Source organism: Acidobacteriota bacterium (genome assembly GCA_028874215.1).
Classification (GTDB): Bacteria; Acidobacteriota; UBA6911; order RPQK01; family JAJDTT01; genus JAJDTT01.
This window is the reverse complement of record JAPPLF010000042.1, coordinates 210,198-234,549: the sequence shown is the minus strand read 5'-3', so window position 1 is coordinate 234,549 and position 24,352 is coordinate 210,198. Positions and strand designations below refer to the sequence as shown.

The window sequence follows — 24,352 nt, the reverse complement described above, 5'->3', positions numbered from 1 at the left end:
AATCAATGATTTGAAGCGAAAATATCGGTCAGGCAGGCTGGAAGTTCAGCCTAGCCTTGCGTTGAGACCCTATGAAGTAATGGATTTCCCGGCGGCGGTTCGCCTATTGTAGAGGCCTACCGATGGTGCGTGCCTCCGCCGGACGATGAGTACTTCTACCTCTGTCGCAACGCAACTCGACAGGTCTCGCAGGGACCTTCTTGATCTCACCCTGCGCAATCCCCTTCTGAACTTTCGCCCGTCCAAGACGCGCGGACTGACGATCACCGGCGAGATCCCAAGGGAGATCTTCAGGATCATCGTCCGGAATGAACGTCTGATGTATTTTCTGCCGACCGGTTCGAGTGGCGGAGACGGATCGCTCGAAGCGGAAATTCCCCAGGTACTGCTGGCCTCGATAACCGAATTCGAGGATCCATCCACCGAGCCGGCGGCGCATCACGTTGACAACCAACTCCAGACACCCTACTCGGCAACCCAGTTGGAAATCCGGCTTAAGAACACCTTCAGAGCCGCCCACACCTCCATCGAAGAACAAGGGGTCAACATTCTCTTTCTCGCTCTGGGCACCCTCAATTGGTACGAATCCGAATCGAGCGAATTGCTCCGCATGGCTCCTCTTATCCTGGTTCCGGTCGAGCTTTCTCGCACCAGTATCCGGGCACACTACCGGCTCGGTTGCACCGGCGAAGAGATCGGGGCCAATCTTTCTCTGGAAGCGAAACTGAAAGCAGACTTCGATATCGGGCTACCGGAACTTCCCGACGTGGAAGACCTGGACGTCAACGACTATTTTCAAAAGGTCCGCGTTGCGATTTCCGGAAAAGAGAGGTGGACGGTTGACGCCAACGCCATATTCCTCGGCTTTTTCTCCTTCAGCAAACTGTTGATCTACAAGGATTTAGACCCGGAATCGTGGCCAGAAGATTCAGCGCCTTCGGATCATCCCGTCATAGAAGCCCTTCTCAGCCATCAAGGCTTCGGAAATGGTGCGCCGGACGATATTGAAGGAGACGGTCTCGATCCCCGGCTCACCGCACCGGATGCGCACCAGATCCTCGATTCGGACAGTTCACAAACTCTCGCCGTCATCGATGCCATGCAGGGCCGCAATCTGGTCATTCAGGGCCCTCCTGGAACGGGCAAGTCACAAACCATTACCAATTTGATCGCCGAAGCGATCGCCCAAGACAAAAAGGTCCTGTTCGTCGCCGAGAAGATGGCGGCTCTCGAAGTCGTCAAGCGGAGACTCGACAGCGTTCACATCGGAGACGCCTGCCTCGAACTGCACAGCCATACCGCCAACAAAAAGACGGTCGTCGATGAACTGAGACGCACGCTTCATTTGGGAAAGCCCCAAGTTGAGGACGTGTCCGAAGACCGGCAGCTGATGGCCAGGCGGCGAAAACGACTCGACGACTATTCGGTCGCCGTCAATACACCCATCGGGGAAAGTCGCTTCACGCCGCACGAAGTCATCGGCAGACTGGCCAGATTCCAGGAATTGGATCCCGGCACAGAATGGCCACTTCTCACCGGCAACGGCGTGGCCTCGTCCAGACGGCGTGACTTTCTTCTGTTGCGGGAATTGGTCTCCGAGCTTCAGGAAACCATAGGTGTAATCGGCAAGCCCAGAAAACATGTTTTCTGGGGTAGTACCCGGACATCGTACCTGCCGACGGATCGATTGAGGATCTTGAAGGCACTCCGTAACGCCTCCAATGCGCTCCGCAAGCTCCGTGGATCGGTCGCAAAGCTGCAGGGGTCCGCAAACTTGGAGGATCCGGAACCGGATCTGCAGAAGGTGGCCAGACTGACCCGCACAGTGTCGCGCACCATCGAATGTCCGGACCTCATCAACGTCGATCACCGCCATCCGGATTGGAAGCTCCGGCACGACGAGATCAAGGAAATTGCCGGAGAGGTTCTCGAGTTTTCCGAGCTTCATTCCCGGTACGAGTCCATCCTGATTTCTGAAGCCTGGGGCCGGAACGTGTTGAGCTACCGTCGGCCTCTGATGAAGTTCGGCGACAAGTGGTGGCGGTTTCTCTCCGGAAATTACCGCGCCGCCCGCGCTGGATTGTACGGCCTTTGCCGGCGCGATCTCCCTTCCGAGGGATCGGCACAATTGAGAATCGTCGAGGCGATTCTCCGTGAACAGCGCCTCCGACAACGGATCGAGGGCTCCCGGCTCCTGGCACGCCTCTTCCCCCGAATCAGGCTGGATCGGAATCCGGCCAAGAATCGTCACCTGAGCGAGGTGATCAATTGGCTACTCGTTCTTCACCAGGAGATAGCGGGCAAAGCCGTCGATGAGCGAATCCACGAACTGCTGGATCGCGATCTGGACGGCGAGGATTCAGATTCCCTGGTTGAGACCTGCAATACTGACTCAGAAAGTCTCTCCGGCGCCCTCGAAGCCGTGGCCAAGGTTCTGGAATACAACGCTTCGGGCGCACGCTCAGGAACCGGACCGACGGATCGTCCATTCTCCGATTTGGAAATCTGGCTCGATACCGCCGCGAACCAGATTGACTCGCTTCGCGAAATCGTCCGCTACAACAGCATCGAAAAACGGCTGGTCGACGCCGGCCTTCAGGAAACGATCTCAATGGCCGGTTCCTGGAAACACGCCGGCGTTCATCTGGTCGATCTCTTCGAGCGAAGCTGGTTCGTTGCCCTGATTGAGAAAGCCTTCCAAGAACGGCCGGTTCTGACCGAATTCGAAGGAGGCATGCATCAGAAGTTCATCGAAGAATTCTGCAAGCTGGACATGGATTTCTTCCAGCACAATCGGGCTCTCGTCGCTCAGGCTCATTGGGAGCGGCTACCACGTCAGCATGGCGGCGGACAACTCGCCGTCCTGAAGCGTGAGTTCGAAAAGAAGAGGAGACATCTTCCCCTGCGTCGGCTCATGGCCATGGCCGGAAACGCGATTCAACAGATCAAACCGATCTTCATGATGAGCCCGCTCTCTGTCGCCAAATTCATACCTCCGGAATCGGTCCGCTTCGACCTCGTGATATTCGACGAAGCCAGTCAGGTCAAGCCGGTTGAAGCCATGGGCGCCATCCGCCGCGCCCGGCAGTCGATTGTAGTTGGTGACAGCAAACAGCTTCCTCCCACTCGTTTTTTCGAACGGATTGTCGAGGGGGAGGAAGAAGAGGATCAATTCGCGACGAGCGATATCGAAAGCATATTGGGACTTTTTGCCGCTCAAGGAGCCCCGGAGCGGATGCTGCGTTGGCATTACCGAAGCCGTCATGAATCGCTGATCGCCGTTTCGAATCACGAGTTCTATGAGAATCGGCTCGTGATCTTTCCGAGTCCGGACGCGCAGAGGCGGGAGGTTGGACTTCAGTTTCGGTGTGATCCCGACACCTTTTACGAACGAGGCGCCCGGCGGAGGTTCAATCGAGGAGAGGCACACGCGGTGGCCAAAGCGGTGATGAATCATGCACAAACTCAACCCGATCTGACACTGGGAGTCGCCGCTTTCAGTATTGCCCAGGCCCGACGGATTGAAGACGAGTTGGAGATTCTCCGCCGCCAGGATCCCTCACGCGAATCATTCTTCGCCAAGCACCCGGACGAGCCGTTTTTCGTCAAGAACCTTGAGAACGTCCAGGGCGACGAACGGGATGTGATCTTGATCAGCATTGGCTACGGCAAAACCGAGGACGGGCGCATGGCGATGAATTTCGGCCCGCTCAACCAGGACGGCGGCGAGAGGCGGCTGAACGTGTTGATTACGCGGGCCCGCCGGCGTTGCGTCGTCTACTCGAACTTCAATTCCGAGGATCTGGACCTGAGGCGAACCAACGCCCGCGGCGTCCAAGCACTCCAGACCTTTCTGAAGTACGCGGCGAGTGGAATTCTTGAAGTCCCGCGACCATCGGGGGGTGAGGCCGACTCCCCATTCGAGGAGGCTGTCGCTGCCAGATTGAAAGAGAGCGGCCACTCCGTGGATCACCAGATCGGCTCCAGCGGTTTTTTCGTGGACCTGGGCATCATCGACCCGGATCGTCCGGGACGTTATCTGCTGGGAATCGAATGCGACGGCGCCACTTACCACAGCGCCCGCTCGGCTCGGGATCGAGACCGTCTCCGGCAGCAGGTACTCGAGGGCCTGGGCTGGACGATTCATCGAATCTGGAGCACCGACTGGTTCCATCACCCTGAACGGGAAATGGAGAAGGTCGAAGATGCGATCCGGCAAGCCATGCGGGACGGTTCCTTCAGCACACGTGCTCCCAAGAGACCCCAACGTCACCCGGCTCCAATTTCTCGCGTTCGGATCCCAGAGGCCGCACAGCAGGTTGCCGATCCATACCTCCTGGGAAAACCAGGGGTCCGCCTATTGGGTCAGGAACTCCATGAAGTGTGGTCCGGGCATGTGATGAACTGGATTCTCCAAGTAGTTCAAGTGGAGAGTCCGGTACACTTGCAAGAGGTCGCGCGCCGAATTGCCACCGCGGCCGGTGTGAAGCGGGTCGGCAGTCGAATTCGAAATCGAATCCGGACTGCTGCCAACGAAGCCGTCCGGCAAGGAAAAATCTATCGGCTGGACAACTTCCTGTGGCGTCACGACCACAAACAGGTTCCGCTTCGACGCCGTGACGGCCTGCCCCCAGCGATGCGCAAAATCGATCTGATCTCACCACAGGAACTCGGGGCAGCTCTACTTCACGCCGTTCGGGCGAGCCACGGAATCGACGAAACTGGCGCCATCAACGAGGCTGCCCGACTATTCGGATTCAAAAGGGTCGGTCCGGGTATTCGGTCACGCTTCAAGACCGTTCTTGACAGACTTGTCGAAGGCGGCACTTTGACCCATCAACGGCAGCACCTGCGTCCGGGGCCAAACGAGATTCCGGTTCCAGGGCCGGATGGAAGGTAAGAAAGCCGCTGCCGTTCCCTTCGCGGATATCGCCGAGGCTCCCAAGACCTTCGGCACCAATCCTCTGTCGAGTTGGGATCAGTCGACGCTCAATCCAGATTGGCTGGACCGACTTCCTTGATGGGGTCTTTCTTGATGGCGATGATGGTCCGGTCGTCGTTCTGCCGGCCGGCGCCGCCGAAGGCCGCGACATCCGCCATGATGGTGTCGCACATCTCCTTGGCGGAGCGGTCCCGGTTGGACCAGGCCAGCCGTCGCAGGGCCTCGACGCCGTATTCCCTGCCTTCCCCGTTGCGAGTCTCGATGAGGCCGTCGGTGTAGCCGACGAGCACGTCGTCCGACTCCATCCGCGTCTCGCCGACCCGATACTCGATGGGTGGAGTCCAGAAGGCCCCCAGGACCAGGCCGCCCACGTCCAGGGTCTCGATTCGATCCCGTTTCAGGACCAGGGGGCTGAAGTGGCCGGCGTTGATGTACCGGACGATGCCGTCTTTGTGAACCTCTGCGTAGAACGCGGAGATGAACTGGTCGGGCCGGGATGACCGGAACATGCGGCGGTTGATCTTGGAGAAGAGGAGATTGGTCGTATCCTGGGCGTAGGCCGCCTCGAAGGCGATGGCCGTATACAGGGCCGTGTTGAAATCGCGGATCAGCATCGCCGCCACCAGGCCGTGACCGGCGGCATCGGCAATGACGACGCCGAAACGGTCCTTGAGGTCGAACCGTCCTTCCAGGTTGATGAAGTCGTAGAAATCTCCGCCGACCACTGCGGTGGGAAGGGTGACGCCGTAGATGTCGTAGTCGGCATACGCCGTGACCCGACCCGGATCGGGCATGATGCGGCGCTGCATGTCGGCCAGGGAGACGAACTCCTCTTCGATCTCCCTCAGGTCCATGCGTGCGATTCGGGTCAGTTTGTCCGGATCACGCGCCTCAGTCACGCTTCCTCACTCGTGAAGCGGTCCACAACCCGCGCCTTGACGTGACTCTCGGGACCCAGCTCCACATGGAGAATCTGTCCGGGATTGGCAAAGGCCCGCCTCACGTACCCCAGGGCGATGGGCCCGCTCAGTCGCCGCGAAACAACGGCACTGGTGACCGAACCGATGGCCTTGCCTTCGGGACTCAGCACACGGGCTCCCGGCTCCGGAGGCTCTTCTCCTTCCAGGACCAAGCCCATGAGAAACCTCCCGACGCCGCCGATGTGGGTGGCCTTGGCCACGACCTCCTGTCCCAGATAGCATCCCTTGGTCAGGCTGATGGCCGAATCCAGGCGAGCCTCCATGGGGTAGTTGGCATCGTCCATGTCCACGCCGAATTGCGGTATGGCGGCCTCGATTCGAAGCAGGTTCCACACCTCGGGATCCAGCCTCCGGACGGGGAACGGTCCCTTCCACTCCGACAGGGCCCGGGAAAAAGACGAAGCGTCATTGGTGGACAATATGATCTCGCAGCCCGCCACCCCGACATCCGCCTTATGGACCAACAAGGCGGAGTCTCCGGTCCAATCCGCCTCTACGGCCTGAAGGGGTTGGGCCGGGACCTCGGCTTGAAACAGCGCCCGAACCAGATCCCCTGTCCGCGGACCCTGGAGCGAGAAGTGGCTGAAGCGGCCGCTGAGCGAAAGCTCCACCTCGTCCATGATGACGTAGGTCTCCAGCGCCTCCCGGGTCCGGTCGGCCAGGGAAAGGTCCACGTCCATGAGGACCATTTGAGGCAAGCGGTAGTAGTAGAAATCGGCAACCATCTTGCCGCGGGCGGTCAGAAAGGTGCCATACCGGCCCTGGTAGTCCTCCAGACCCTCGACGTCGTTGCTGATCATGGAATGGAGAAAGCGGACACGGTCCGCTCCCGTCACCAGGAGCTTTCCCCGGCCCGAAAGGTCCCGCCAGCCGACACCGGCATGGACCGAATGGTATTGGTTCCGACTTTCAAGGTTCATTTTCAGCCGGAGTGATGCGCGCACCGAGGGTTCCACCCGTATCGGGAGCCTTCCGGGCTCCGGCCGCCTCGGCGCATTCGACGACTAAAGAGTCTCTCCAGGACTCATGGCGATGACCTCGGTCCCCAGGTCGCGGGTCAGCCGGGCCAATTCGTCCGGAGTGCCGGTGAGGATGGGAAAGGTCCCGTAGTGCATGGGAATCACCTTGCGGGCGTCCAGCAGCCGGCACGCATAGGCCGCCTCCACGGGTCCCATGGTGAAGTGGTCTCCGATGGGCAGGAAGATCAACTCGGGCTGGTAGATCTCGGCGATGATCTTCATATCGCCAAAGACGCAGGTATCGCCGGCGAAATAGATGCGGAGACCGTTTTCGAACTCCACCACGTAACCGGCGGGCTCTCCCCCCTCGATCATGGTGCCGTCGTCAGCCATGATCCCGGAACTGTGCCGGGCGTCCACCATGGTGACGCGGAGACCCTCCACGGTCACGGTTCCGCCCTTGTTCATGGCCACGATGTTGGAGACGCCCTTGCTTTCCAGCCAGTTGGCGATCTCAAAGATGCAGACGACCTGCGGCTCCAGCCGTGTGGCCAGACTCACGGCATCCTGAATATGATCGAAATGCCCGTGGGTCACCAAGATGACATCCAGCGAGTCGATCTGCGCCGCCTCCTTGGGACAGGCCGGGTTGTTTTCGGTCCAGGGATCGATCAACACCTTCCGTCCCGACGGTGACGTGAACAGAAACGTACTGTGACCCAGATACTGGATCCCGACTCCGCGACCGATTCCCATGGCGACCTCCTCTTGGGGGCACAATATACTCGGCCCGGCGAATCGAGTAAACTCGCCCCGCCGGCGAGAATCCCGCGTGACGCCGCGACCGGGAGCGGCTTCCGGCCAAGGCGCGGCGACTCGATCCCAACCCGGCCGGTTGCCCGACTCATCCGAACGCCCGAGGCTGCCCGGTCGCCCCGGCGGTTCGCATGCGAAGCCCGACATGGATAGCCTCCGTCTGCTGGACATCGAGTGCCGGTCCCGCATCGGCGTGACCCGCGAGGAACGAGCGCGGCCCCAATCGATCCGGGTCGATCTGGACCTGGGCCTGGACCTGGAGGCGGCCGGCAACAGCGATTCCATCGACCTGACGGTGGACTACGTGAAGGTTGTGGACCGCGTGCGGGCCATCGCCGCCAAGAGGGAGTATCTTCTGGTGGAGGCGCTGGCCCGGACTCTCTGCCGGCACCTGCTGGAGGAAAACCCTATTGACCGGGTTCAGGTGACGGTCAGAAAACGGCCTGCAGAACTGAAGGAAAAACTGAGTGAGGTGGCCGTGACCCTGACCCGGCCCGCCTGATTCTCCGCCGGGTCACCGCGGTCCGTGACGACGCAAGGGTTCGGAGGCGCCGCGGCAGTCAGATTCCGAAGGACTGCCCGCAACTGCAGGTTCGGGAGGCATTGGGATTCACGAAGGTGAACCCCTGCTGCATCATCGACCCCTGCCAGTCCAGGCCCATGCCCTTCAGGAAAAGATAGCTCTTCATATCCACGAAGACCTGCACGCCATACGCTTCGAAGATCCGGTCACCCGGCTTCTTCTCCTCCTCGAACCGCATGACGTAGCTCAGTCCGGAACATCCGCCTCCGCGGACTCCCAGGCGAAGTCCGCCTCGGCTGAGCCCCTCCTGGTGGAGGCCCTGCTTGATCCTGTCCGCAGCCGCTTCTGTGATCGTGATGGACATTTCCTGCCGGTACTCCTGCTTCGTCTATCCGTCCGTGGTGAAAGTCCCGCGAGCACCGAAACCGTTCCTGCGCCCGCCGGACACGGCGCTATGGGCGCGCATACCGGGAGTATGTGCGCCCATAGCAACGCTGTCCGCGCCTGTGCAGGGACGGTCGAATGCCGTGACGACTTTTGCCACGGGCTGATATTCTACCATCCCATGCTGAACCGGGTCGCCTCCGTGATTCTGGCCGCAGGCGACTCCCGCCGCATGGGGCGCCCCAAGGCCCTGCTCCCACTGGGGCGTAAAACCTTTCTGCAACATGTTCTCGACTGCCACCTGACTCTCGGCACCGACCCCTGGGTGGTGCTGGGACGGCAACATCGCCAGATCCGGAGCCGCCTCGAACCGGCGGCAGCCCGGGTCCTGGTGAACCCCGATCCGGACCGCGGTCCCCTCTCCAGCCTCCTTCTGGTTCTGAAGGAACTCGATGCCTACGACGGCGCGCTGGTGCACGCCGTGGACCACCCCCTCGTGGCCAAGTCCACTCTCCGCGCCCTGCTCCGGGAACATTCCCGGTGTCCCGCCTGCATCCTGATTCCCCGGCACCGTGGAAAGAAGGGACACCCGGTGCTCTTCCCGCAACGGTTCTTTGCCGAGCTGAAGCAAGCCCCGATGAACCAGGGAGCGCGCTGGGTGGTGAGGCGCCGATTGAGCTCCCAGCTGCTGGTGTCCGTTGTGGACTCGGGCGTGGTGACCAACATCAACCTGCCGGAGCAGGTGGATCGCCTCCGGCGAACCGGACACGGCGTGGGTCAGTATGCTGGGACGGTGGGGTCCACGTCCCGGGCCCAGGCCAGGATTCCGCCCTCCAGATTCCGGACCTTCCGGAAGCCCGCCTGACGCAATAGCTGCACGGCCTGGGCGCTCCGGGCGCCCGACCGGCACTGGGCCACGATCTCCCGCGAGGTGTCCAACTCGTTGATCCGGTTGAGCAGATCTCCCAAGGGGATCAGGTGGGCCCCGTCGATTCGGCAGATCTCGTACTCGGGCGGGTTGCGCACGTCCAGAATGAAGACGTCGTCGCCCCGGTCCAATTCCTGCTTCAGCTCCACGGCCGAGATTTCCTCGACCGCGGTCGCTGACTCAGGCTCGATTCCGCAAAACTGTTCGTAGTCGATGAGCTCGTGCAAGGTGGGTTCATCACCGCAAACCGGGCATTCCGGGTCTCTGCGCAGCTTCAGCTCCCGGAACTTCATGCCCAGGGCGTCGAACAGGAGCAGCCGCCCCTCCAGGGGATCCCCCTGCTCCAGGATCAGCTTCACGACTTCGGTCGCCTGGATGATCCCCACCAGCCCCGGAAGAATCCCCAGGACTCCCCCTTCGGCACACGAGGGCACCAGACCCGGGGGTGGCGGCTCCGGGTAGAGGCAGCGATAGCAGGGTCCGTCCGGCAGCGCGAAAACCGACGCCTGGCCCTCGAACCGGAAGATGCTGGCATAGACGTTCGGTTTTCCGCTCAACACACAGGCGTCGTTGACCAGATATCGGGTGGGAAAGTTGTCGGTTCCGTCGGCGACGACGTCGTAGTACCGGAACAGGTCGAGGGCGTTCTCGGAGCTGAGTCTTAACTGGTGAGTCTCCACCTGGACGTGAGGATTGATTTGAGACAATGTTTCCTGCGCCGACTCCAGCTTGGGCCGCCCCACGTCGCCGGTTCCATGAAGGATCTGCCGCTGCAGGTTGCTCTCGTCCACCACGTCGAAATCCACGATTCCCAGGCGGCCCACTCCGGCCGCCGCCAGGTACATGGCCAGGGGTGACCCCAGGCCGCCGGCGCCGATGCACAGGACGCTGGCCTGCTTCAGCTTTCGCTGCCCCTCCAAACCCACCTCGGGCATGATCAGGTGGCGACTGTACCGCCGGATCTCCTCATGCGTGAGGAGGCCTGGCGGGGCAGCCGCCACACTGCCGCCGGCGATGGAGGGAACGATGCTGACCGTGTCGCCGTCGCTGACGGCCGTGTCCTCCCTTTGCAGGTATCGAATGTCTTCGTCGTTCAAATAGACGTTGACGAAATTCCTCAGGCGCCCCTGGGGAGTGTAGAGGTGCTTGCGGAGCGTTCCGTGTTGCTCCGTGAGGCTCTGCAGCACCTCCCGTATGGTGGCTCCCTCCAACTCCAAGGACTCCCGGTTGCCCACATGGGGCCTCAGGGGAGTGGGAATGAACACCTTGACAGCCATGGCTTTCCTCCTAATCGGATACGAACAGATCTCAAGATCCCTGGGATTCCAATTCCCATTCTTCCGGCTCGAAGCTGGAGCGGTCCTCCATCAGGAGCCAGGACAATATCTCCGCCGTCTTGCCGCGGCGCACCGAAGCGATCAGGTACGAGTACCAGGGCCACGCATGGTCCCGATCATACTGGGACGGACGGGCCGGCACGTCGGGGTGGCTATGAAAAAAACCCAATATCTGCGATTGACTCCCCCGGAGCCGCTTTTCCCATTCCAACAGGAACTCGGGCGCGATCAGGTATCGATTGGCCGCGCTGTCGCTCCTCTGGTTCTGCGCCTCCACTACCCGAGATACCCGCTTGAAGCCGGTTCCCGCCGAACCGACCAGGAGTCCGCAGCACTCGTGAGGATAGGTCGCTTCGGCAATAACCTTGATGCGCTCCAGGTCCTCCGGTTTCAAATAGAGCATCAATCACTCTCCCAGAATGCCTCCGAGAGGTACTTGTCTCCCGAATCCGGGAAGATGGCCACGATGACGCCCTGATCCAGATTCCGAGCGACCTCGAGCGCGGCCGCCAGGGCCGCGCCGGCGGAGATCCCCGCAAATATTCCCTCTTCCCGCGCCAGCCTCAGGACCATCCGCTGCCCCGCTTCGGTGGATATCTCCATATTCAAGTCGGCCAGATCGGGATCGTAGATGGCGGGAACCAGCGCCGTGGGCATGTGCTTGAGGCCCTCCAGGCCATGGAAGGGGGAATCGGGCATGAAGGAGACGGCCTGAATCCGAGGGTTCAGCTCCTTGAGACGGCGGGTCGCTCCAACAAAGGTTCCACTCGTTCCCAGACCCGCCACGAAGTGGGTGATTTCGCCCCTGGTCTGGCGGTAGATTTCCAGCGCCGTAGTCTCGTAGTGGGCCTTCCAGTTCGCGTCATTGCTGTATTGGTCCGGGTAGAAATATTTTTCCGGCGACTCCTGGTAGAGCCTGCGGATCTCCCGGATGGCTCCGTCAGAGCCCTCCAACGGATCGGTCAGACGAATCCTGGCGCCATAGGCCCCCAGAATCTTCTTCCGTTCGATGCTGGCATTGGCGGGCATGGCCAACAGGACATCGTAACCCCGGGCGGCTCCGATCATGGCGTATGCGATTCCCGTATTTCCGCTGGTGGAGTCGATGAGCGTGCGCCCCGGCCGCAGCAATCCCTGTTCCTCGGCGGTCCGGATCATGTTGTACGCGGCCCGGTCCTTGACCGATCCGCCGGGGTTGAATCCCTCCAGCTTCGCCAGGATTCGGACCCGGCCCGGCGGCAGAATCCTTCGGATCTCCACCAACGGCGTGTTGCCGATCCGGCTCAGCAGACTCTCTTTCGGTTCGACTTCCAACTCGACTTCCATGAGTCTCTTGCGCGCTCCTCAGATATGGTAAACCAGAACTCGGTCGTCCCGGATCTTTCGGCGAACCAGGTCCTCGACGGTGATGGACCCGAGCTTGTCCACGAACTCCTGATCGATCTCCTGCCAGACCTTGTACAAGACACAGGTCGGCTTCACTCTGGAATCGAGGAGGGTCACGTCCCCCTCCACCGCTTCCATGATCCGGGCCAGGCTGATCTCTCTGGGCGCACAGGCCAGTTTGTAGCCGCCCGCGGCACCCCGGACACTCTCGACCATGCCCGCTTTCTTGAGCTGAATCAGAATCTGCTCCAGGAACCTCAGCGGAATTTCCTGACTCTCGGCCAGCTCCCGGGCCTGCACGCGAGTCGTCGGAGGATGCAGCGCCAGTTCGAAGATGGCCAGGATGGCGTAATCGGCTCGCGCGGTGATCTTCATGGCATCTCCACAATCCCTACTGTTTTAGTCAACTTTCGTCGGCATTATGGGATTGTCCGGGAGGTGGTGTCAAGAACTCCCCGGCGCTTGAGATCTTCCCGTCAGCAGGTCACGAATTCGATGTCCGGCCTGTGGGGAATCAGGCCGGCGGAGTATCCGCGTTCCAGGAAGAGGCGGACCGCCCGCCGCCCTTTCTCGCCATAGCTCAGGGTGCGTTCGTTGACGTACATCCCGACGAACTGGTCGCCTTGCCGGCGTCCCAGTCCCCTGCCATAACTCAGAGCGTAGTCCAAGGCCTCGTCCCGATGTTCCAGGGCGTAGCGGATGCTCTCCTTCAAGAGCCGGCTGACCTGGTGGATCCGATCCCTTCCCAGGTCCCTCCGGATCACGTTGCCCCCCAGAGGGAGAGGTAGACCGGTACCTTGATTCCACCAGCGGCCCAGGTCCACCACACAGTGAAGGCCCAGGCTCTCGTACAGCAACTGGCCCTCGTGGATGATCAGGCCCGCATCCACCTCTCCTGCCTGGACCGCGGGGATGATCTGGTCGAAGTCGATCACGCGGTACCGCAGATTGGGCTCCAACAGCTTGAGCGCCAGGAGTGCGGATGTCCGCTCCCCCGGCACCGCCACCAGCAGCGATGAGATCCGTTCCACACCCCACGGTTCGCGCGCCACCAGAACCGGCCCGTATCCCTCACCCATGCTGGCCCCGCTGTCCAGCAGCGCATAGCGATCGGCGAGATAGGCGTAGGCATGGATGCTCACCGCCGTCACCTCGTAGTGGCCTTGCTTGGCATCTTGATTCAGACTTTCGATGTCCTTGAGTTCGTGAACGAACTCAAGCCCGCCCGTGTCCATGGCGCCGGTGGCCAGGGCGTAGAACATGAAGGCATCGTCACTATCGGGACTATGAGCGACGTGAATCACCTGGTCTTTCACTGGGGTTCTCCTGTTGGTGGGCCGTTCGGCCCGGGCCGGTGCCGTCAAGAGGCTGCACTATAGCAAAAACGAACCGACGCCTTGCAAATCCTCGACGCGGTGTTCGGCGCGGCCCGGCCAACGCCGGCCGGGATCGTAAAGAAGAGCGTGCAGGCCGGCGGCCCGGCCGGCGTCGTAGTCCTCCTCCGGATGGTCTCCCACATGAAGGCAGCGGCCCGGATCGGCCCCGGCCTGGCGGACCGCCATCCGGAACATCGCTTCCTCCGGCTTGGCGTGAGGCGACCGGGAGGAAACTGCTATCAGATCGAAGTATTGCCGGATGTCCAATGCCTCCAGGACCGAATCGATCCGGCTGTCGAAGTTGGAGATGATCCCCAGGTTTCGCCCCTGGAGCTTAAGACGATTCAGGACCCGCCGGCACCCAGGCTCCAGCACCCACGCGGCGTCCGTGGCGAAGAGATCGAAGACCGATTCGAAGAAGCTCTCGAACCGGGGAAACGGCCCCAGGCTCTTGAAGGTTTCCCGGACCACTTCCCTCCACCACTCCTTCTGGGCGGCTTCTCCCGATCTTCCCGCCAGAGGAGACGCCGCCTGCACCTTCCGAAAGGCTCGCTTGAAGGCACGGTCGATGGCGCCGAACCCGGGACGATCCGGAGCGCCCTCGAACCCGTAACGGAACGCCTCCCGGCCGTAGACCTCGCCCACCGAGCCGCGCACGCGGAACAGGGTTCCCACCGCGTCGAAGAAGACCCACCGTATCTTCCAGGGCGGCCCCATCATTGCCTTCCGGGAGCGGTCGTTCCTTCGGAGTCGTTGCCTGGCCCGGCTAAAAGCCGACGGGGCGGGCCGCCCCCGTCAGGAACGGGTTGCCGAGGCGTTCCTCGCCCACCGTGGTCTCGGGTCCGTGGCCCGGGTAGAGGACGACGTCGTCCCCCAGGGGAAGGATCCTGTTTCGAATGGTCTCGATCAGGACTTCGTAGGAGGCCAAGGGCAGATCGGTCCGGCCGATGGATCCCTGGAACACGGTGTCCCCGCAGAACAGGTGATTCTCCACCTCCAGCGAGACGCTGCCCGGGGAGTGGCCGGGGGTGTGATGCACCCGGATCCGCAGACAATCCAGGCTCAGCGTCTGTCCGTCCTCCAGGATGTCGGTCGGCGGCGGCGCGGGATCGCAGTTGAGCCCGAACCAATAGCCCCACTCGGGCAGAGCGTCGTAGATGGAACGATCTTCAGGATGCAGGTAGATGGGAGTTCTCCACTCCTCCACTACTTGTCCGACGCCCGTAATGTGATCCACGTGGGCATGGGTCAGCACCACGGCGATCAGGCTGAGACGGCGTTCCCGCACGCGGGCCAGGAGGCGGGGAGCCTCGTCCCCAGGGTCGATGTAGATGGCGTTTCCGCTGGCCGGACACGACAGGATGTAGCCGTTCTTGAAGAACGGCTCCACCGCGTCCGACTCGATCTCAAAGGAACTCACAACGCGCATATTCTCTGGCTCGTGGGCGCGCAGGTCAACTCCATCGCCGCCGGTCCTTCTTCGGCCGTCCTCAGCCCCGATCATCCAGGACCGTTTTCGAAATCGACCCGCCACGAATTCGGACTGGGACAAAGCGGGACTTCCGAGCGGTGGCATCCACCCGGAATCGCGAGTGACTTCGATTCAGCCGAATCTGACCTAGCAGGTTCTTTATTTTCAGTATCTTATCCATTCCTCTCCCCTAGTTCTTATACTTTTCACAATGATGTTTATTCAATAATTTAATGTATTTTCCCAGATCGGAAGAACCTTGGAATCGAATCTGTAAACCGCCGTACGAGACGGAGTCGCCAGTACCGGGACGATCCGGCACCGGCCGGCATCAGAGTCCGGCTTGTACGGGTTCGCCATCCGGATGGGAGACGCCCAGGCGCTTTACGATCCGAAACCAGGACCCCACTGCGAAGAACACGGTGGCGAACAAACTTGCGACACGCTAACCGTCAAGAACCGAGGAAGGCAGATCAAACCGATCGCCGCCGGACCGCATCCAGCTTGTAGCCCATTCCACGCAGGGTCTGGATCCGTTGCCCCGCTTTGCCCAGCTTCTTCCGGAGCCGTCCAATGTGGGTATCCACGGTCCGCTCGCCACCCTGGTAGTTTTCTCCCCATGCCGCATCCAGCAACTGACGGCGGCTCAGGACCCGTCCCGGATTTCGCAACAGGCAGACCAGAAGATTGTATTCGGTGAGCGTCAGTCGGAGCACGCGGCGTCCGGCCCGGGCCGTACACTGCTCCAGATTCACCGAAATGCCTCCCGCCCGGATGACGTCAGGAGACATGGGAGTCCGTGCCACAGGTCCGGCATGCCGGCCGGAGGAATGATGCGCCGGTCCTGACGAGGGAGGAACACTCTCGTGCCCGCCCGTCGTCATCCGGCAGAATAGGAACGGAGCATAACGCCTGAGGGCGCGATTCAGCGCCCAACGATCCTCGCGACTGTTCTTGTCCGGGGACCATGATTCCCGTCCCGCGCGTTCCGCGGCTTCAGGACCGAACCAGGACGAGGTCCTGGCCCCGGCTGGATGCGAATTCCGAATCGGGCCGCGTGATGCGGGCCAGAGTCTTTGCCAGGGGGTATGAACTCTCCACCTTGGATGCGCCGACCCCCACCGGAATGAAGTTGCCGCCGTGCGCATCCCAAATGGCCTTGTTCACCCGATAGGCGCGTTCTCGAGCCGCCTCGTAAGAGGGGTCCGCGAACATGTCCCGGAACTCGGTCATGCGACCCGATTCATCCAATTGGATCCAGGCGGAGACGGCGACTCCCCGGCTGGAGATGGTGGCGATGGCGTCCCGGAAAGAAAGGGGCGTCGGAAACATGTAGTGGGACCCCCGCCCGTCTCCCTGAGTCATGTAGAAGTGGTCCCGCATGAAGAGGTTGAGCCCCTCCGCCAGCGGCTCCACCGACAGCAGCACCGGGTCATCCTTGCCCAGGTACTCGCCGCCCGAAATGACGGCCAGCTTCTCGGTGGAGGCCGACAGCAGGACCTCGTCCAGGCATTGGTGCGGATGCGCCGGATCGAACGCCCCGTTCCGGCTCCAGACGCGCTTGACGTTGAACTTCTCCACGGCGCCCAGCAGCGTCTGACAATGCCCCGACTCGGTTTCCAGGTCCAGGAAGATCCGGCGATGGTGCTCCACGTCCCAGACCTCCAGCACGGCTCCGGAGCCACCAATGGACTCGAGATGCCGTTGCAGCGACCCGCTCGTCCGTGCGTGGTTCAGACCCCACCAGACGGGAAGGTTGAAGGCCGACGGCCCCGCCTTGTCGATGGAAAGGAGACCCACTCGCTGCGTCCGGTTGAGGGGCAGTTCCGCGAAACCGGGCCCCTGTCCCGAGACGTTGCCGGAAAAGACCGGTTCGGGCTCGCCGGCCTCCACCAATCCGGCTTTCCAATCCCCGTACGCCTTCTCGAGGACGCCCAGTTGAGACCGCTCGGCATCGGGCAGGTGATCGGCCAACAACTCCAGAAACCGGTCGGTCAGGTGAGCCAACTCCTCCGTGGCCCGGCCGGCAGAGGCGTCTCCCACGAGATCCTGGCCCAGACCGTACCACTTGTAGCCCAGGGTGCCGGCAACCCAGACCTGGCGAAAGAAGGTTCGATAGGCGAAAAGGTGAACCGCGTTGTCGTCGGCGCCGCGGGAATGGGTCATGAGCAGGTGTTCGTCGTCGCCCACCTCGATGACCTCGGAGGTCGAGGAGATGAGACCCAGCTCCGTCGCTTCCTGGAGACTCGCCTTGGCGACGAACCGGAAATGGTTCGGCGGCGTCGTGTGGCCCACTTTGCCTCCGCCGTCGGCCTTGATGTCGGAGATGGTGAAACGCGCCCGCTGGTTGGCGCCTGCAATCAGAGGATCCTCATCGGGAATGTCCTCGAGCCGTCCCGAGAGTCGTGCGGCCAGGTCCGCAGCCCTGGATTCCGATGCCTGGGGATTCAGATACGGTTCGAACTGGCCTTGCCCGGCCATGTGCCGGATCAGGTCGGCCGCGTCTCTCTGTAGGCAGCGGGTTTCGGGCCGATTCTGATCGAAAACGTCCACGACGTCGGTGTCGGAAGGGATGCGGCCCCGATCGAACGACTGGTAGGCGTAGGCCACGATCCGGGCCGCTCCCTCCCCGGAATGGAGGGCCCGGCTTCCGGGAAAGTCCACCGGCACCAGCCCGACCCGGTACTCACCGCCGTGTCCTCCCGGACCGAAATGAAACTCGCCGGCCGCTTGCGTGAATTCACCGATGGCGGGCAGTCCCGACTGGGAACGTCCGATCAGGATGGGATTGAAGCTCCCTCCCACCAGAGCGGCCGGCTCATCCCGAAGCGCGCCCTCCGCGAACCGGCCCCGGACCGCATAGACCTGGCTCAGGCGCCATTGCTCGGCGTCGGCGATGAGAGCCACCAGCTCGTTCAGTTGACCTGGTCCGAACTCGTAGGTCCGGATCCGGTCCCGCCCCGCAGCCAGGTCTTCGATGGACTCGACCACTCCGAGATAGTCGTTGGCCTCGATCCTCCGTCCGGAGCCCTTGTCAGGGTTGAAGAAAAGGTTGAAGAGAGACCGGTTGAAAAAGCCCCATGCGCCGTCCAGAGCCTTGGCCAAGAAGATGGGTTCGGCACCCCGCTCGGTATAGGGAAAATTCAGGAGTCGGATGCCCAGAGCCTCCCGCTGGGCGTCCGGGGCCAGAGAGAAGACCTCCGTCGCTTCGGGTCCGGCCAGACCGGCCGCCAACGCGTATTCCAGGCCCTTCAGTCCACCTCGCAGTCCGATCCGGGCCGAGACATCAACCGCATTCCCGCCGGCGAAATCTCCGTTCAGGCTGGAGAGATGGATGTGAAGGTCGCCGCCGAAGCCCCGTACCCAGGACCCGCGGAGTCCCGCCTGGAGGCCCGAGGCGTCCACTTCCGCTCTGACGGCCTGCACCAGGGCGGCCGGACTCTCGGTTTTGGTCCAGCGGCCCAGATCTACGGAAACGATAGTGACATTGGATTGTGCGGAGACGGAATTCCCCGTTTTCATGTTGCTCATGACTCCCAGGCGATAGTTAAAACGATTTACCCGTACCGGCGACCGGATCTGCTGGAGGGGCGCCACAGCGGTCGATCAGCCAACTCTCACTCGGACGGCGCTATTGTACCCTTATCCTCCGAAAAAAACGTCGTCGGCCGGCGCTCCCGACGACACATGGAAAAACCCCGAAGGAGGGAATGATAGAGAGCCTCCGCAAGTCTGCGTTTCTGAACGGCCTCTGCTGCGGCCTGGTGCCGGGGATGGGTGTTGGCAGGCGCTCGTCAACGAGGAGGGCCATGGGACCCGGAAACGCCGCCACCCGTCCGGAGGAGGCGCTGCAATGCGGTCAGGCTCTCGAACGGCGAAGTTCTCGAATGCCCTCGGACAGAATGCGCATAAAGCTGGACCGGTTCTGCCAGAGCAACAGGATCCAATGCCGCTTCTTCATCTGGGGGAAGTAGATGCCCCGGAACGCCAGCCGCGTGAAGAACATCAAAGTTCGTTCGTGGAAGGGACGCCCCTCGATCTTCTTCAGCGCCAGGGCCGTGGTCTGGGGTGAGTAAGACCGGGTCCAGGCTTCGTGAACCTCGGCTTCGGCCGCCTTGATGCTGATGTTGTTGGGAGTGAAGGCCATGCGGAAAGGCCTGAAATCCAGCCAGTGCTTGGGACGGGTCAGCCGATCCTGCGCCAGCAGGCGATCGTACAACGGAGTCGCAGGATAGGGCGTCAGCAGACCGAATACGGGCAGCCCCGGAGGCCAACTGTCGATGACATCCAGAGTCTTCCGGGCAACCCCCGGGCGATCGCCGTCCATTCCGAAGATGAAGGAGGTGATGGAGTAGATGCCGCGCTTGGCGAGGCGATCCAGAACCTCGGCGTATTGCGCAGGCTTGTTGAAACCCTTGTTCACGTCCTTGAGGTTCTCAGTGTCGATGGACTCGAGACCCATGAAGATCCACCGGCCGCCGCTCTGCTGGATCAGGTCCACCAGCTCTTCGTCTTTCAGCAGGTTCACGCTGATCTGAGCCACCCAGGGAATTACGGCATCCTGGGCAATGATTTCCCGGAGCAGCGATTTGGTCCGCCGTTTGTTGAGGGCGAAGTTGTCGTCGATGAAGAAAACGCCGACTCTGCTGTTCTCCTTTCGGGCCCGGGCCTTGAGCCGCAGCATCTCGTCGACGACGCTCTGATCGCTTCGGAAGCGAATGGAGTCGCCGAAGAACCCGGTGACGGTGCAGAAATCGCATCCGTAAGGACAACCCCTGCCGGACTCGACGGGGACGATGTAAAGGCCCTTCCACGTGTTTCCCGCTTTCCTCAGCAGGTAGCGGCCCCAGTTGGGGATCTTGGACATGAGGTCAAACTGGCGCAGATCCAGCGTCTCCCACGGAATTCTGGGGTAGTTGTCCAGAGAGGGCTTGACTTCCTTGCCCGTCTCGTCGACAGGTTCGTAGACCTCCTGGAGCTGACCCGCTTCCGCATCGGCCACGATTTTGGGCCAGATATCGTCCGCTTCGCCCAGCGCCACGGCATCGGCATGCCGGGGTTCGTCACTCCTGCCGATGGGCTCGTCCGGAACCTCCGTTACATGGGGTCCTCCCATCACCACTTTGGCCCCGGCCGAACGGATGGCGTCGGCCATCTGGTAGGCGCGGGCGGCCATCCGGGTCATGGCGCCGATGCCGGCCAACTGGATGTCATTGTCCTTGACGAACTGGATGATGTCCGCCCGGGTCATGGGCTGTGCGTTTCCGTCGATCAGAAACACCCGGTGCCCCGGCGGCGTCACCGCCTGCAGAACAAACATCCATAGATGCGGCATGTAGTTCTTCGTCACCTGGTTGTCGGGGTTGTACAAAAGAATGTTCATGAGCGCTTCCTAATCTTGGGGCGCGGCGGTCGGCCGACTTCCATCGTTAGCAAATCAGGCAACAGGGACTCGCGGGCACCTTTCAGGGAGTTCAAGCGCAGAGTCTACTTGAGCCTCTTCTGGATGTACAGCGTTCCACCCACCGTTGCCGCAGTTTCGGTCACAGTCTCCGCACGGGTCACGACTCGACCAGGGTCGAGGCCAGCCGCCTGACCTTACGGACCGCAGCCGCTATTTCTTCCATGTCGGAACGCGAACCCAGAAAGACCGATTGTCCCAACCAGACCGCCTCTTCGCAGAGCCGGTCGTTCTCGGGACAATGGTTCCGCTCGGGCCACTCCTTGAGCACATTTTCCGGATAGATTCTTCGAAAGTGCCGGGATCGGAGCGCCTGCTCCAGGAACGGCTCCCGGTTCAGCGGACGGTAGCCGGGGGAACAGCGAACCCCTTCCGCCTGAAGCGCTTCCAGGAAGCGTTCCCGCGAAACTCCCGCGAAGGCTTCGGGCCGGTAGCGGAACATGTACAAGTGATAGGCATTGCCGGTACATCCCTCGTATTCCCCAGGAGGTTCGATTCCGGGAATCTCGTCGAACATCCGAGTCAGGTAGGCGGCGTTTTCTCTTCGGCGCCGGGTCTGGGCATCGAGGCGCTGCAATTGGCCCAGCAGCAGCGCCCCCTGAAATTCGGTCATGCGCCGGTTGTCGCCGCTTCGCACGTGGTTCAACGGTGCAGCCGCTCGCTCCAGGCGTCCTTCGGCGGTCGCCTGGTAGCCCCGCCCCGCATCCTGGAAGCTGGTGCAGGTGGCCATCAGTTCGGGGTCGTCACCGGAAATCGCTCCACCTTCTCCGCAATTGAGATTCTTGGACGCCTGAAAGCTGAAACAGCCCAGATCCCCCAGGGTTCCCACTTTCCGTCCCCTCCACTCCGCCAGGTGGGCCTGGCAGGCGTCCTCGACTACCCTCAGCCCCCGGCGCCGGGTGACCTCCAGGATCCGGTCCATGTCACAAACGTTCCCACCCAGATGCACCGGGATTACCGCCCGGGTCCGGCCGCTGACCGCGGCCTCGATTCGAGAGGCATCCATCTGGGACGTCGCCCGGTCCGTGTCCGCGAAGATAGGGAGTGCGTGGCAGAGCAAAACCACGTTGATGGTGGCGACGAAGGTGTAGGGGGGCACGACGACCTCGTCTCCGGGTCCCACGCCCAAGGCTACCAACGAGGTGTAGAGGGCGCTGGTCCCGCCGGAGGTGGCCACCACGTACCTGGCGCCCAGGCGATTCCTCCATTCCGCCTCGAAACGGTCGACGTAGTTGCCGCGCCGGCGGTTCCAACGCCGCGTTTCCAGCACCTCCTTCCAAATCTCCCGGTCACCGTCCTCGAGGGTCGGCCACGAGGCGAAGGGCTGCGACCGAACCGGAGTTCCCCCCAGTAGAGCCAACTGATCGTCTCGAGTCGTTTTCGGCAGCGGCGCCGGGGCCGCCCGGCCCGTCAGCCGGGCGCCTGCGAGGGCGGCCGAGGCTCCCAGAAAGAAACGGCGCGACCAATTTCTGCCTTTCATTTGCACCTCCCGTTCGTGCCCCCGCGTGGATCCTGCGTCCGCAGCCTCAGGAAAAGGCCACGTGGACGCCCAGGTCCTGGTCGCGAGCCTGCTGAAAAATGGTCCTCGCGATGGTCGTGTCCTGGATGCCGATTCCCACTCCGTCATAGAGGGTGATCTGGTCCCGGCCGGTCCGGCCCGCGACGTCGCCGTTGATGACCTGGCCCAGCGAGCCGGCATAACAGTCCTGTCCCAGGATTCCGGCCTCCACCGCCTGACTTGCCTCTCCCCGAAGCAGGGCATGCTCGACGAAGTCGGCGAACAGCCGGCAACGGGGCATCAATTCCATTTCGCACTCGATCTTCTCGGCCAGATCCGATCCCATGCAGCAGAGGTGGGTCCCGGGACGCACCCAATGGGACCGGACGATGGGACGGCGGCTGGTGGTCGCGGTCACGATGACGTCCGCCTCGCGGCAGGCCTCCTCGGCCTCCGCCACCTGAATCGGCGCCGGCGCCTCTCCGGCCAGGTCGCGGCTCACCTGCTCGGCCGCCTCCCGGCGCAGATCGTGGAGGTAGATCCGGCTGAAGGGCCGGACCGAGCTCACCGCCCGCAGACACTGGCGTCCCAACTGGCCGGCGCCGATCACGGCCAGCGCCGCCGAATCGGGACGGCTCAAATGCTTCGCGCTCACCGCCGCGGCCGCGCCGGTGCGGTACATGGTGGGCAGCGTGCCGTCGCAGATCATCAGGAGCTCGCCCGTCCGGGGCTCGAAAGCGGCGATCCAGCTGTTGGTGGTGGGCAGGCCCCACTCCAGGTTGTCGGCGCGTTCCTGCCCCACTTTCATGGAAAGCAGGTCGGCGGCCTGGGTATAGCCGGTGATGCAGGCCGCCATCCCGCCGCTGGTGCCGGGAATCGGCAACGGATAGATGGCCTTGGGGGGAAGGAAGTCATTGCCCCGCTCGAACTCGCCCATGGCGTGCTCGATGGCGGGGATGGCGGCCTTGATGTCGATTCGGGAACCGATGTCCTTGCGGGTCAGAATGATTGTTTCTCGAGCCATGGAATCATCCTTTCGAATGCCTTCTCGATCTGGTCCATGGAAGTGGCGAAGCTGATGCGCAGGGCGTTGTTGCAGGATTGGCCGAATGCGCCCCCCGGGATGGTGCAGACCCGAGCTTCCCGGAGCATCTGCATGGCCACTTCGAAGCCATCGGCCCCGTCGGGAAGAAAGGGCATGATGAAGAACGCGCCTCCCGGCGTGTAGCCGGTGAGCGCCGGCGTCTGATCCACCAGTTCCACGATCCGGTCCCGGCGCCTCCGGTATTGTCGGACCATTTCGTCGACGCAACCCTGGTCCCCTTCCAGAGCCGCCACCACGGCCCACTGGGAAGCCGTGTTCTCGGTGGTGCTGATGAACATGTGGTAACGCTGAAGGTCTACGATGTTCCGGGCGCTGGAGATGGCCCACCCCAGGCGCAGGCCGGCCATGGAGTAGGTCTTGGACACGCTGCTGGCCACGATCACATGATCCAGCGCCGGCGAGCAGGTCAAGGCGCTGGCGTACTCCACTTCGTCGAGAATGAGGCACTCGTAGACCTCGTCGCTGATCAGGGCCAGCCCCCGCTCGGCCGCAGCCTCGCTGATGGCCCGGATCGTCTCCGCGGGATAGATGGCCCCCGTCGGGTTCCCCGGAGAATTGATCATGATGGCGCAGGTGCGCTCGTTGATTGCGTCGATCACCGCCTGCGGATCCAACTGGTACCCTTCGCCGGCCGTGGTGACCAGGGGCCGGGGGATGGCTCCGGCCATGCGAATGATGTGGACCAGGATGAAGACCGGCTCCACTACGATCACCTCCATGCCCGGTTTGACAGCGGCGGTGAGAGCCATGAACATGGCTTGGCAACAGCCGGTGGTGATGAGGACATTGTCGGGTCCGAGCTCGATGCCGTAACGGAGGTTGTACCAGCCGGCAACGGCCTCCCGGAGCCGGGGCAGTCCGGCGTCCAATTCATATCGCGTCTTGCCCTCCCGGAGCGCTTGGACGTGCGCCTCGACGATGTGGGAGGGAGTGGGAAAATCGGGCTGGCCGATGGAGAGATGAACCACGTCCTCCATGGCGGCCGCGGTGTTGAAGTACTTGCGAATGGGAGAAAACGGAAGCTCGGCCAGACTCGGATTCCAGTCGATGCCTGTGGTCATGAGCCCTCTGCGCCTGCGTACCAGCCCTTCGCGGTCCGTCTTGGAAATGCGAATTGCGCAAATGCTCTATCAAGCCCCATGTCGTGTCAAGAAACCTCGGGAAGCATGCTGAATCCTCTCGCACG

At 62.2% G+C, this 24,352-nt stretch carries 20 protein-coding genes; 3 read left to right on the top strand and 17 right to left on the bottom strand.

From position 1 onward, the window contains the following. The first annotated feature begins 145 nt into the window (after nt 1-145). Complete coding sequence (locus OXT71_08760) at nt 146-4,900, top strand: DUF3320 domain-containing protein (GenBank protein ID MDE2926475.1); 4,755 nt, start codon at nt 146-148, stop codon at nt 4,898-4,900. 89 nt (nt 4,901-4,989) lie between these two features. Here OXT71_08760 and OXT71_08755 read toward each other — a convergent pair whose 3' ends face one another. The 3 genes from OXT71_08755 to OXT71_08745 all read right to left on the bottom strand — a co-directional run bounded on the left by OXT71_08755 (nt 4,990) and on the right by OXT71_08745 (nt 7,637). Further along, nucleotides 4,990-5,841, bottom strand: a complete 852-nt coding sequence (locus OXT71_08755; GenBank protein MDE2926474.1) for a PP2C family protein-serine/threonine phosphatase — start codon at nt 5,839-5,841, stop codon at nt 4,990-4,992. Further along, the gene (locus OXT71_08750) at nt 5,838-6,842 is read right to left on the bottom strand and encodes a hypothetical protein (protein ID MDE2926473.1); all 1,005 of its coding nucleotides are present in this window, start codon (nt 6,840-6,842) and stop codon (nt 5,838-5,840) included. Before OXT71_08750 ends, OXT71_08755 begins: the two co-directional genes overlap by 4 nt. Nucleotides 6,843-6,926: 84 nt before the next feature. Then, nucleotides 6,927-7,637 carry a metal-dependent hydrolase gene (locus OXT71_08745; protein MDE2926472.1) on the bottom strand — a complete coding sequence of 237 codons (711 nt, stop codon included), beginning with the start codon at nt 7,635-7,637 and terminating at the stop codon, nt 6,927-6,929. A gap of 205 nt (nt 7,638-7,842) precedes the next feature. Here OXT71_08745 and folB point away from each other — a divergent pair, with 205 nt between their 5' ends. Beyond that, a complete protein-coding gene (folB, locus tag OXT71_08740; protein ID MDE2926471.1) occupies nt 7,843-8,199 on the top strand; it encodes a dihydroneopterin aldolase in 357 nt (118 codons plus the stop codon). Between the two features lie 58 nt (nt 8,200-8,257). Here folB and OXT71_08735 read toward each other — a convergent pair whose 3' ends face one another. Continuing rightward, the gene (locus tag OXT71_08735) at nt 8,258-8,584 is read right to left on the bottom strand and encodes an iron-sulfur cluster assembly accessory protein (GenBank protein MDE2926470.1); all 327 of its coding nucleotides are present in this window, start codon (nt 8,582-8,584) and stop codon (nt 8,258-8,260) included. A gap of 90 nt (nt 8,585-8,674) precedes the next feature. On the opposite strand from OXT71_08735, the gene OXT71_08730 reads away from it, so the two are divergent. Continuing rightward, entirely contained in the window at nt 8,675-9,469 is a 795-nt protein-coding gene (locus OXT71_08730; protein MDE2926469.1) for a nucleotidyltransferase family protein, read from the top strand. Here OXT71_08730 and moeB read toward each other — a convergent pair. The 13 genes from moeB to OXT71_08665 all read right to left on the bottom strand — a co-directional run bounded on the left by moeB (nt 9,382) and on the right by OXT71_08665 (nt 24,227). Beyond that, on the bottom strand, nt 9,382-10,809 hold the full coding sequence (gene moeB / locus OXT71_08725) for a molybdopterin-synthase adenylyltransferase MoeB (GenBank protein MDE2926468.1): 1,428 nt from the start codon (nt 10,807-10,809) through the stop codon (nt 9,382-9,384). The genes OXT71_08730 and moeB overlap by 88 nt on opposite strands. A gap of 31 nt (nt 10,810-10,840) precedes the next feature. Continuing rightward, nucleotides 10,841-11,272 carry a M67 family metallopeptidase gene (locus tag OXT71_08720; GenBank protein MDE2926467.1) on the bottom strand — a complete coding sequence of 144 codons (432 nt, stop codon included), beginning with the start codon at nt 11,270-11,272 and terminating at the stop codon, nt 10,841-10,843. Beyond that, on the bottom strand, nt 11,272-12,195 hold the full coding sequence (locus OXT71_08715) for a cysteine synthase family protein (protein MDE2926466.1): 924 nt from the start codon (nt 12,193-12,195) through the stop codon (nt 11,272-11,274). Before OXT71_08715 ends, OXT71_08720 begins: the two co-directional genes overlap by 1 nt. Nucleotides 12,196-12,213: 18 nt before the next feature. After that, nucleotides 12,214-12,630 carry an Rrf2 family transcriptional regulator gene (locus OXT71_08710; GenBank protein MDE2926465.1) on the bottom strand — a complete coding sequence of 139 codons (417 nt, stop codon included), beginning with the start codon at nt 12,628-12,630 and terminating at the stop codon, nt 12,214-12,216. Nucleotides 12,631-12,731: 101 nt separating this feature from the next. Further along, a complete protein-coding gene (locus tag OXT71_08705) occupies nt 12,732-13,571 on the bottom strand; it encodes an ABC transporter substrate-binding protein (protein ID MDE2926464.1) in 840 nt (279 codons plus the stop codon). 57 nt (nt 13,572-13,628) lie between these two features. Then, on the bottom strand, nt 13,629-14,351 hold the full coding sequence (locus tag OXT71_08700) for an HAD-IA family hydrolase (GenBank protein ID MDE2926463.1): 723 nt from the start codon (nt 14,349-14,351) through the stop codon (nt 13,629-13,631). Nucleotides 14,352-14,397: 46 nt separating this feature from the next. Next, nucleotides 14,398-15,060 (bottom strand): MBL fold metallo-hydrolase, encoded by a 663-nt coding sequence (locus OXT71_08695; GenBank protein MDE2926462.1) that lies wholly within the window; start codon nt 15,058-15,060, stop codon nt 14,398-14,400. A gap of 515 nt (nt 15,061-15,575) precedes the next feature. Further along, entirely contained in the window at nt 15,576-15,893 is a 318-nt protein-coding gene (locus tag OXT71_08690; protein ID MDE2926461.1) for a response regulator transcription factor, read from the bottom strand. A gap of 205 nt (nt 15,894-16,098) precedes the next feature. Further along, the gene (locus OXT71_08685) at nt 16,099-18,633 is read right to left on the bottom strand and encodes a fructose 1,6-bisphosphatase (protein ID MDE2926460.1); all 2,535 of its coding nucleotides are present in this window, start codon (nt 18,631-18,633) and stop codon (nt 16,099-16,101) included. 328 nt (nt 18,634-18,961) lie between these two features. Further along, entirely contained in the window at nt 18,962-20,485 is a 1,524-nt protein-coding gene (locus tag OXT71_08680; GenBank protein MDE2926459.1) for a radical SAM protein, read from the bottom strand. Nucleotides 20,486-20,663: 178 nt separating this feature from the next. Then, the gene (locus OXT71_08675; GenBank protein MDE2926458.1) at nt 20,664-22,043 is read right to left on the bottom strand and encodes a DegT/DnrJ/EryC1/StrS family aminotransferase; all 1,380 of its coding nucleotides are present in this window, start codon (nt 22,041-22,043) and stop codon (nt 20,664-20,666) included. 46 nt (nt 22,044-22,089) lie between these two features. Next, nucleotides 22,090-23,085, bottom strand: a complete 996-nt coding sequence (locus OXT71_08670; GenBank protein MDE2926457.1) for an ornithine cyclodeaminase family protein — start codon at nt 23,083-23,085, stop codon at nt 22,090-22,092. Continuing rightward, entirely contained in the window at nt 23,061-24,227 is a 1,167-nt protein-coding gene (locus OXT71_08665; GenBank protein MDE2926456.1) for an aminotransferase class I/II-fold pyridoxal phosphate-dependent enzyme, read from the bottom strand. The genes OXT71_08670 and OXT71_08665 overlap by 25 nt, the downstream gene beginning before the upstream one ends. Between the last annotated feature and the right edge of the window lie 125 nt (nt 24,228-24,352).

What these genes read in the sequence shown, in the direction of transcription:
- OXT71_08735 (MDE2926470.1), bottom strand. Translation starts at nt 8,584, where the DNA reads ATGTCCATCACGATCACAGAAGCGGCTGCGGACAGGATCAAGCAGGGC.
- OXT71_08720 (MDE2926467.1), bottom strand. Translation starts at nt 11,272, where the DNA reads ATGCTCTATTTGAAACCGGAGGACCTGGAGCGCATCAAGGTTATTGCC.
- OXT71_08670 (MDE2926457.1), bottom strand. Translation starts at nt 23,085, where the DNA reads ATGGCTCGAGAAACAATCATTCTGACCCGCAAGGACATCGGTTCCCGA.
- OXT71_08760 (MDE2926475.1), top strand. Translation starts at nt 146, where the DNA reads ATGAGTACTTCTACCTCTGTCGCAACGCAACTCGACAGGTCTCGCAGG.
- OXT71_08685 (MDE2926460.1), bottom strand. Translation starts at nt 18,633, where the DNA reads ATGAGCAACATGAAAACGGGGAATTCCGTCTCCGCACAATCCAATGTC.
- OXT71_08730 (MDE2926469.1), top strand. Translation starts at nt 8,675, where the DNA reads ATGGGCGCGCATACCGGGAGTATGTGCGCCCATAGCAACGCTGTCCGC.
- OXT71_08715 (MDE2926466.1), bottom strand. Translation starts at nt 12,195, where the DNA reads ATGGAAGTCGAGTTGGAAGTCGAACCGAAAGAGAGTCTGCTGAGCCGG.
- OXT71_08745 (MDE2926472.1), bottom strand. Translation starts at nt 7,637, where the DNA reads ATGGGAATCGGTCGCGGAGTCGGGATCCAGTATCTGGGTCACAGTACG.
- OXT71_08700 (MDE2926463.1), bottom strand. Translation starts at nt 14,351, where the DNA reads ATGATGGGGCCGCCCTGGAAGATACGGTGGGTCTTCTTCGACGCGGTG.
- OXT71_08710 (MDE2926465.1), bottom strand. Translation starts at nt 12,630, where the DNA reads ATGAAGATCACCGCGCGAGCCGATTACGCCATCCTGGCCATCTTCGAA.
- OXT71_08750 (MDE2926473.1), bottom strand. Translation starts at nt 6,842, where the DNA reads ATGAACCTTGAAAGTCGGAACCAATACCATTCGGTCCATGCCGGTGTC.
- OXT71_08690 (MDE2926461.1), bottom strand. Translation starts at nt 15,893, where the DNA reads ATGTCTCCTGACGTCATCCGGGCGGGAGGCATTTCGGTGAATCTGGAG.
- moeB (MDE2926468.1), bottom strand. Translation starts at nt 10,809, where the DNA reads ATGGCTGTCAAGGTGTTCATTCCCACTCCCCTGAGGCCCCATGTGGGC.
- OXT71_08665 (MDE2926456.1), bottom strand. Translation starts at nt 24,227, where the DNA reads ATGACCACAGGCATCGACTGGAATCCGAGTCTGGCCGAGCTTCCGTTT.
- OXT71_08680 (MDE2926459.1), bottom strand. Translation starts at nt 20,485, where the DNA reads ATGAACATTCTTTTGTACAACCCCGACAACCAGGTGACGAAGAACTAC.
- folB (MDE2926471.1), top strand. Translation starts at nt 7,843, where the DNA reads ATGGATAGCCTCCGTCTGCTGGACATCGAGTGCCGGTCCCGCATCGGC.
- OXT71_08675 (MDE2926458.1), bottom strand. Translation starts at nt 22,043, where the DNA reads ATGAAAGGCAGAAATTGGTCGCGCCGTTTCTTTCTGGGAGCCTCGGCC.
- OXT71_08695 (MDE2926462.1), bottom strand. Translation starts at nt 15,060, where the DNA reads ATGCGCGTTGTGAGTTCCTTTGAGATCGAGTCGGACGCGGTGGAGCCG.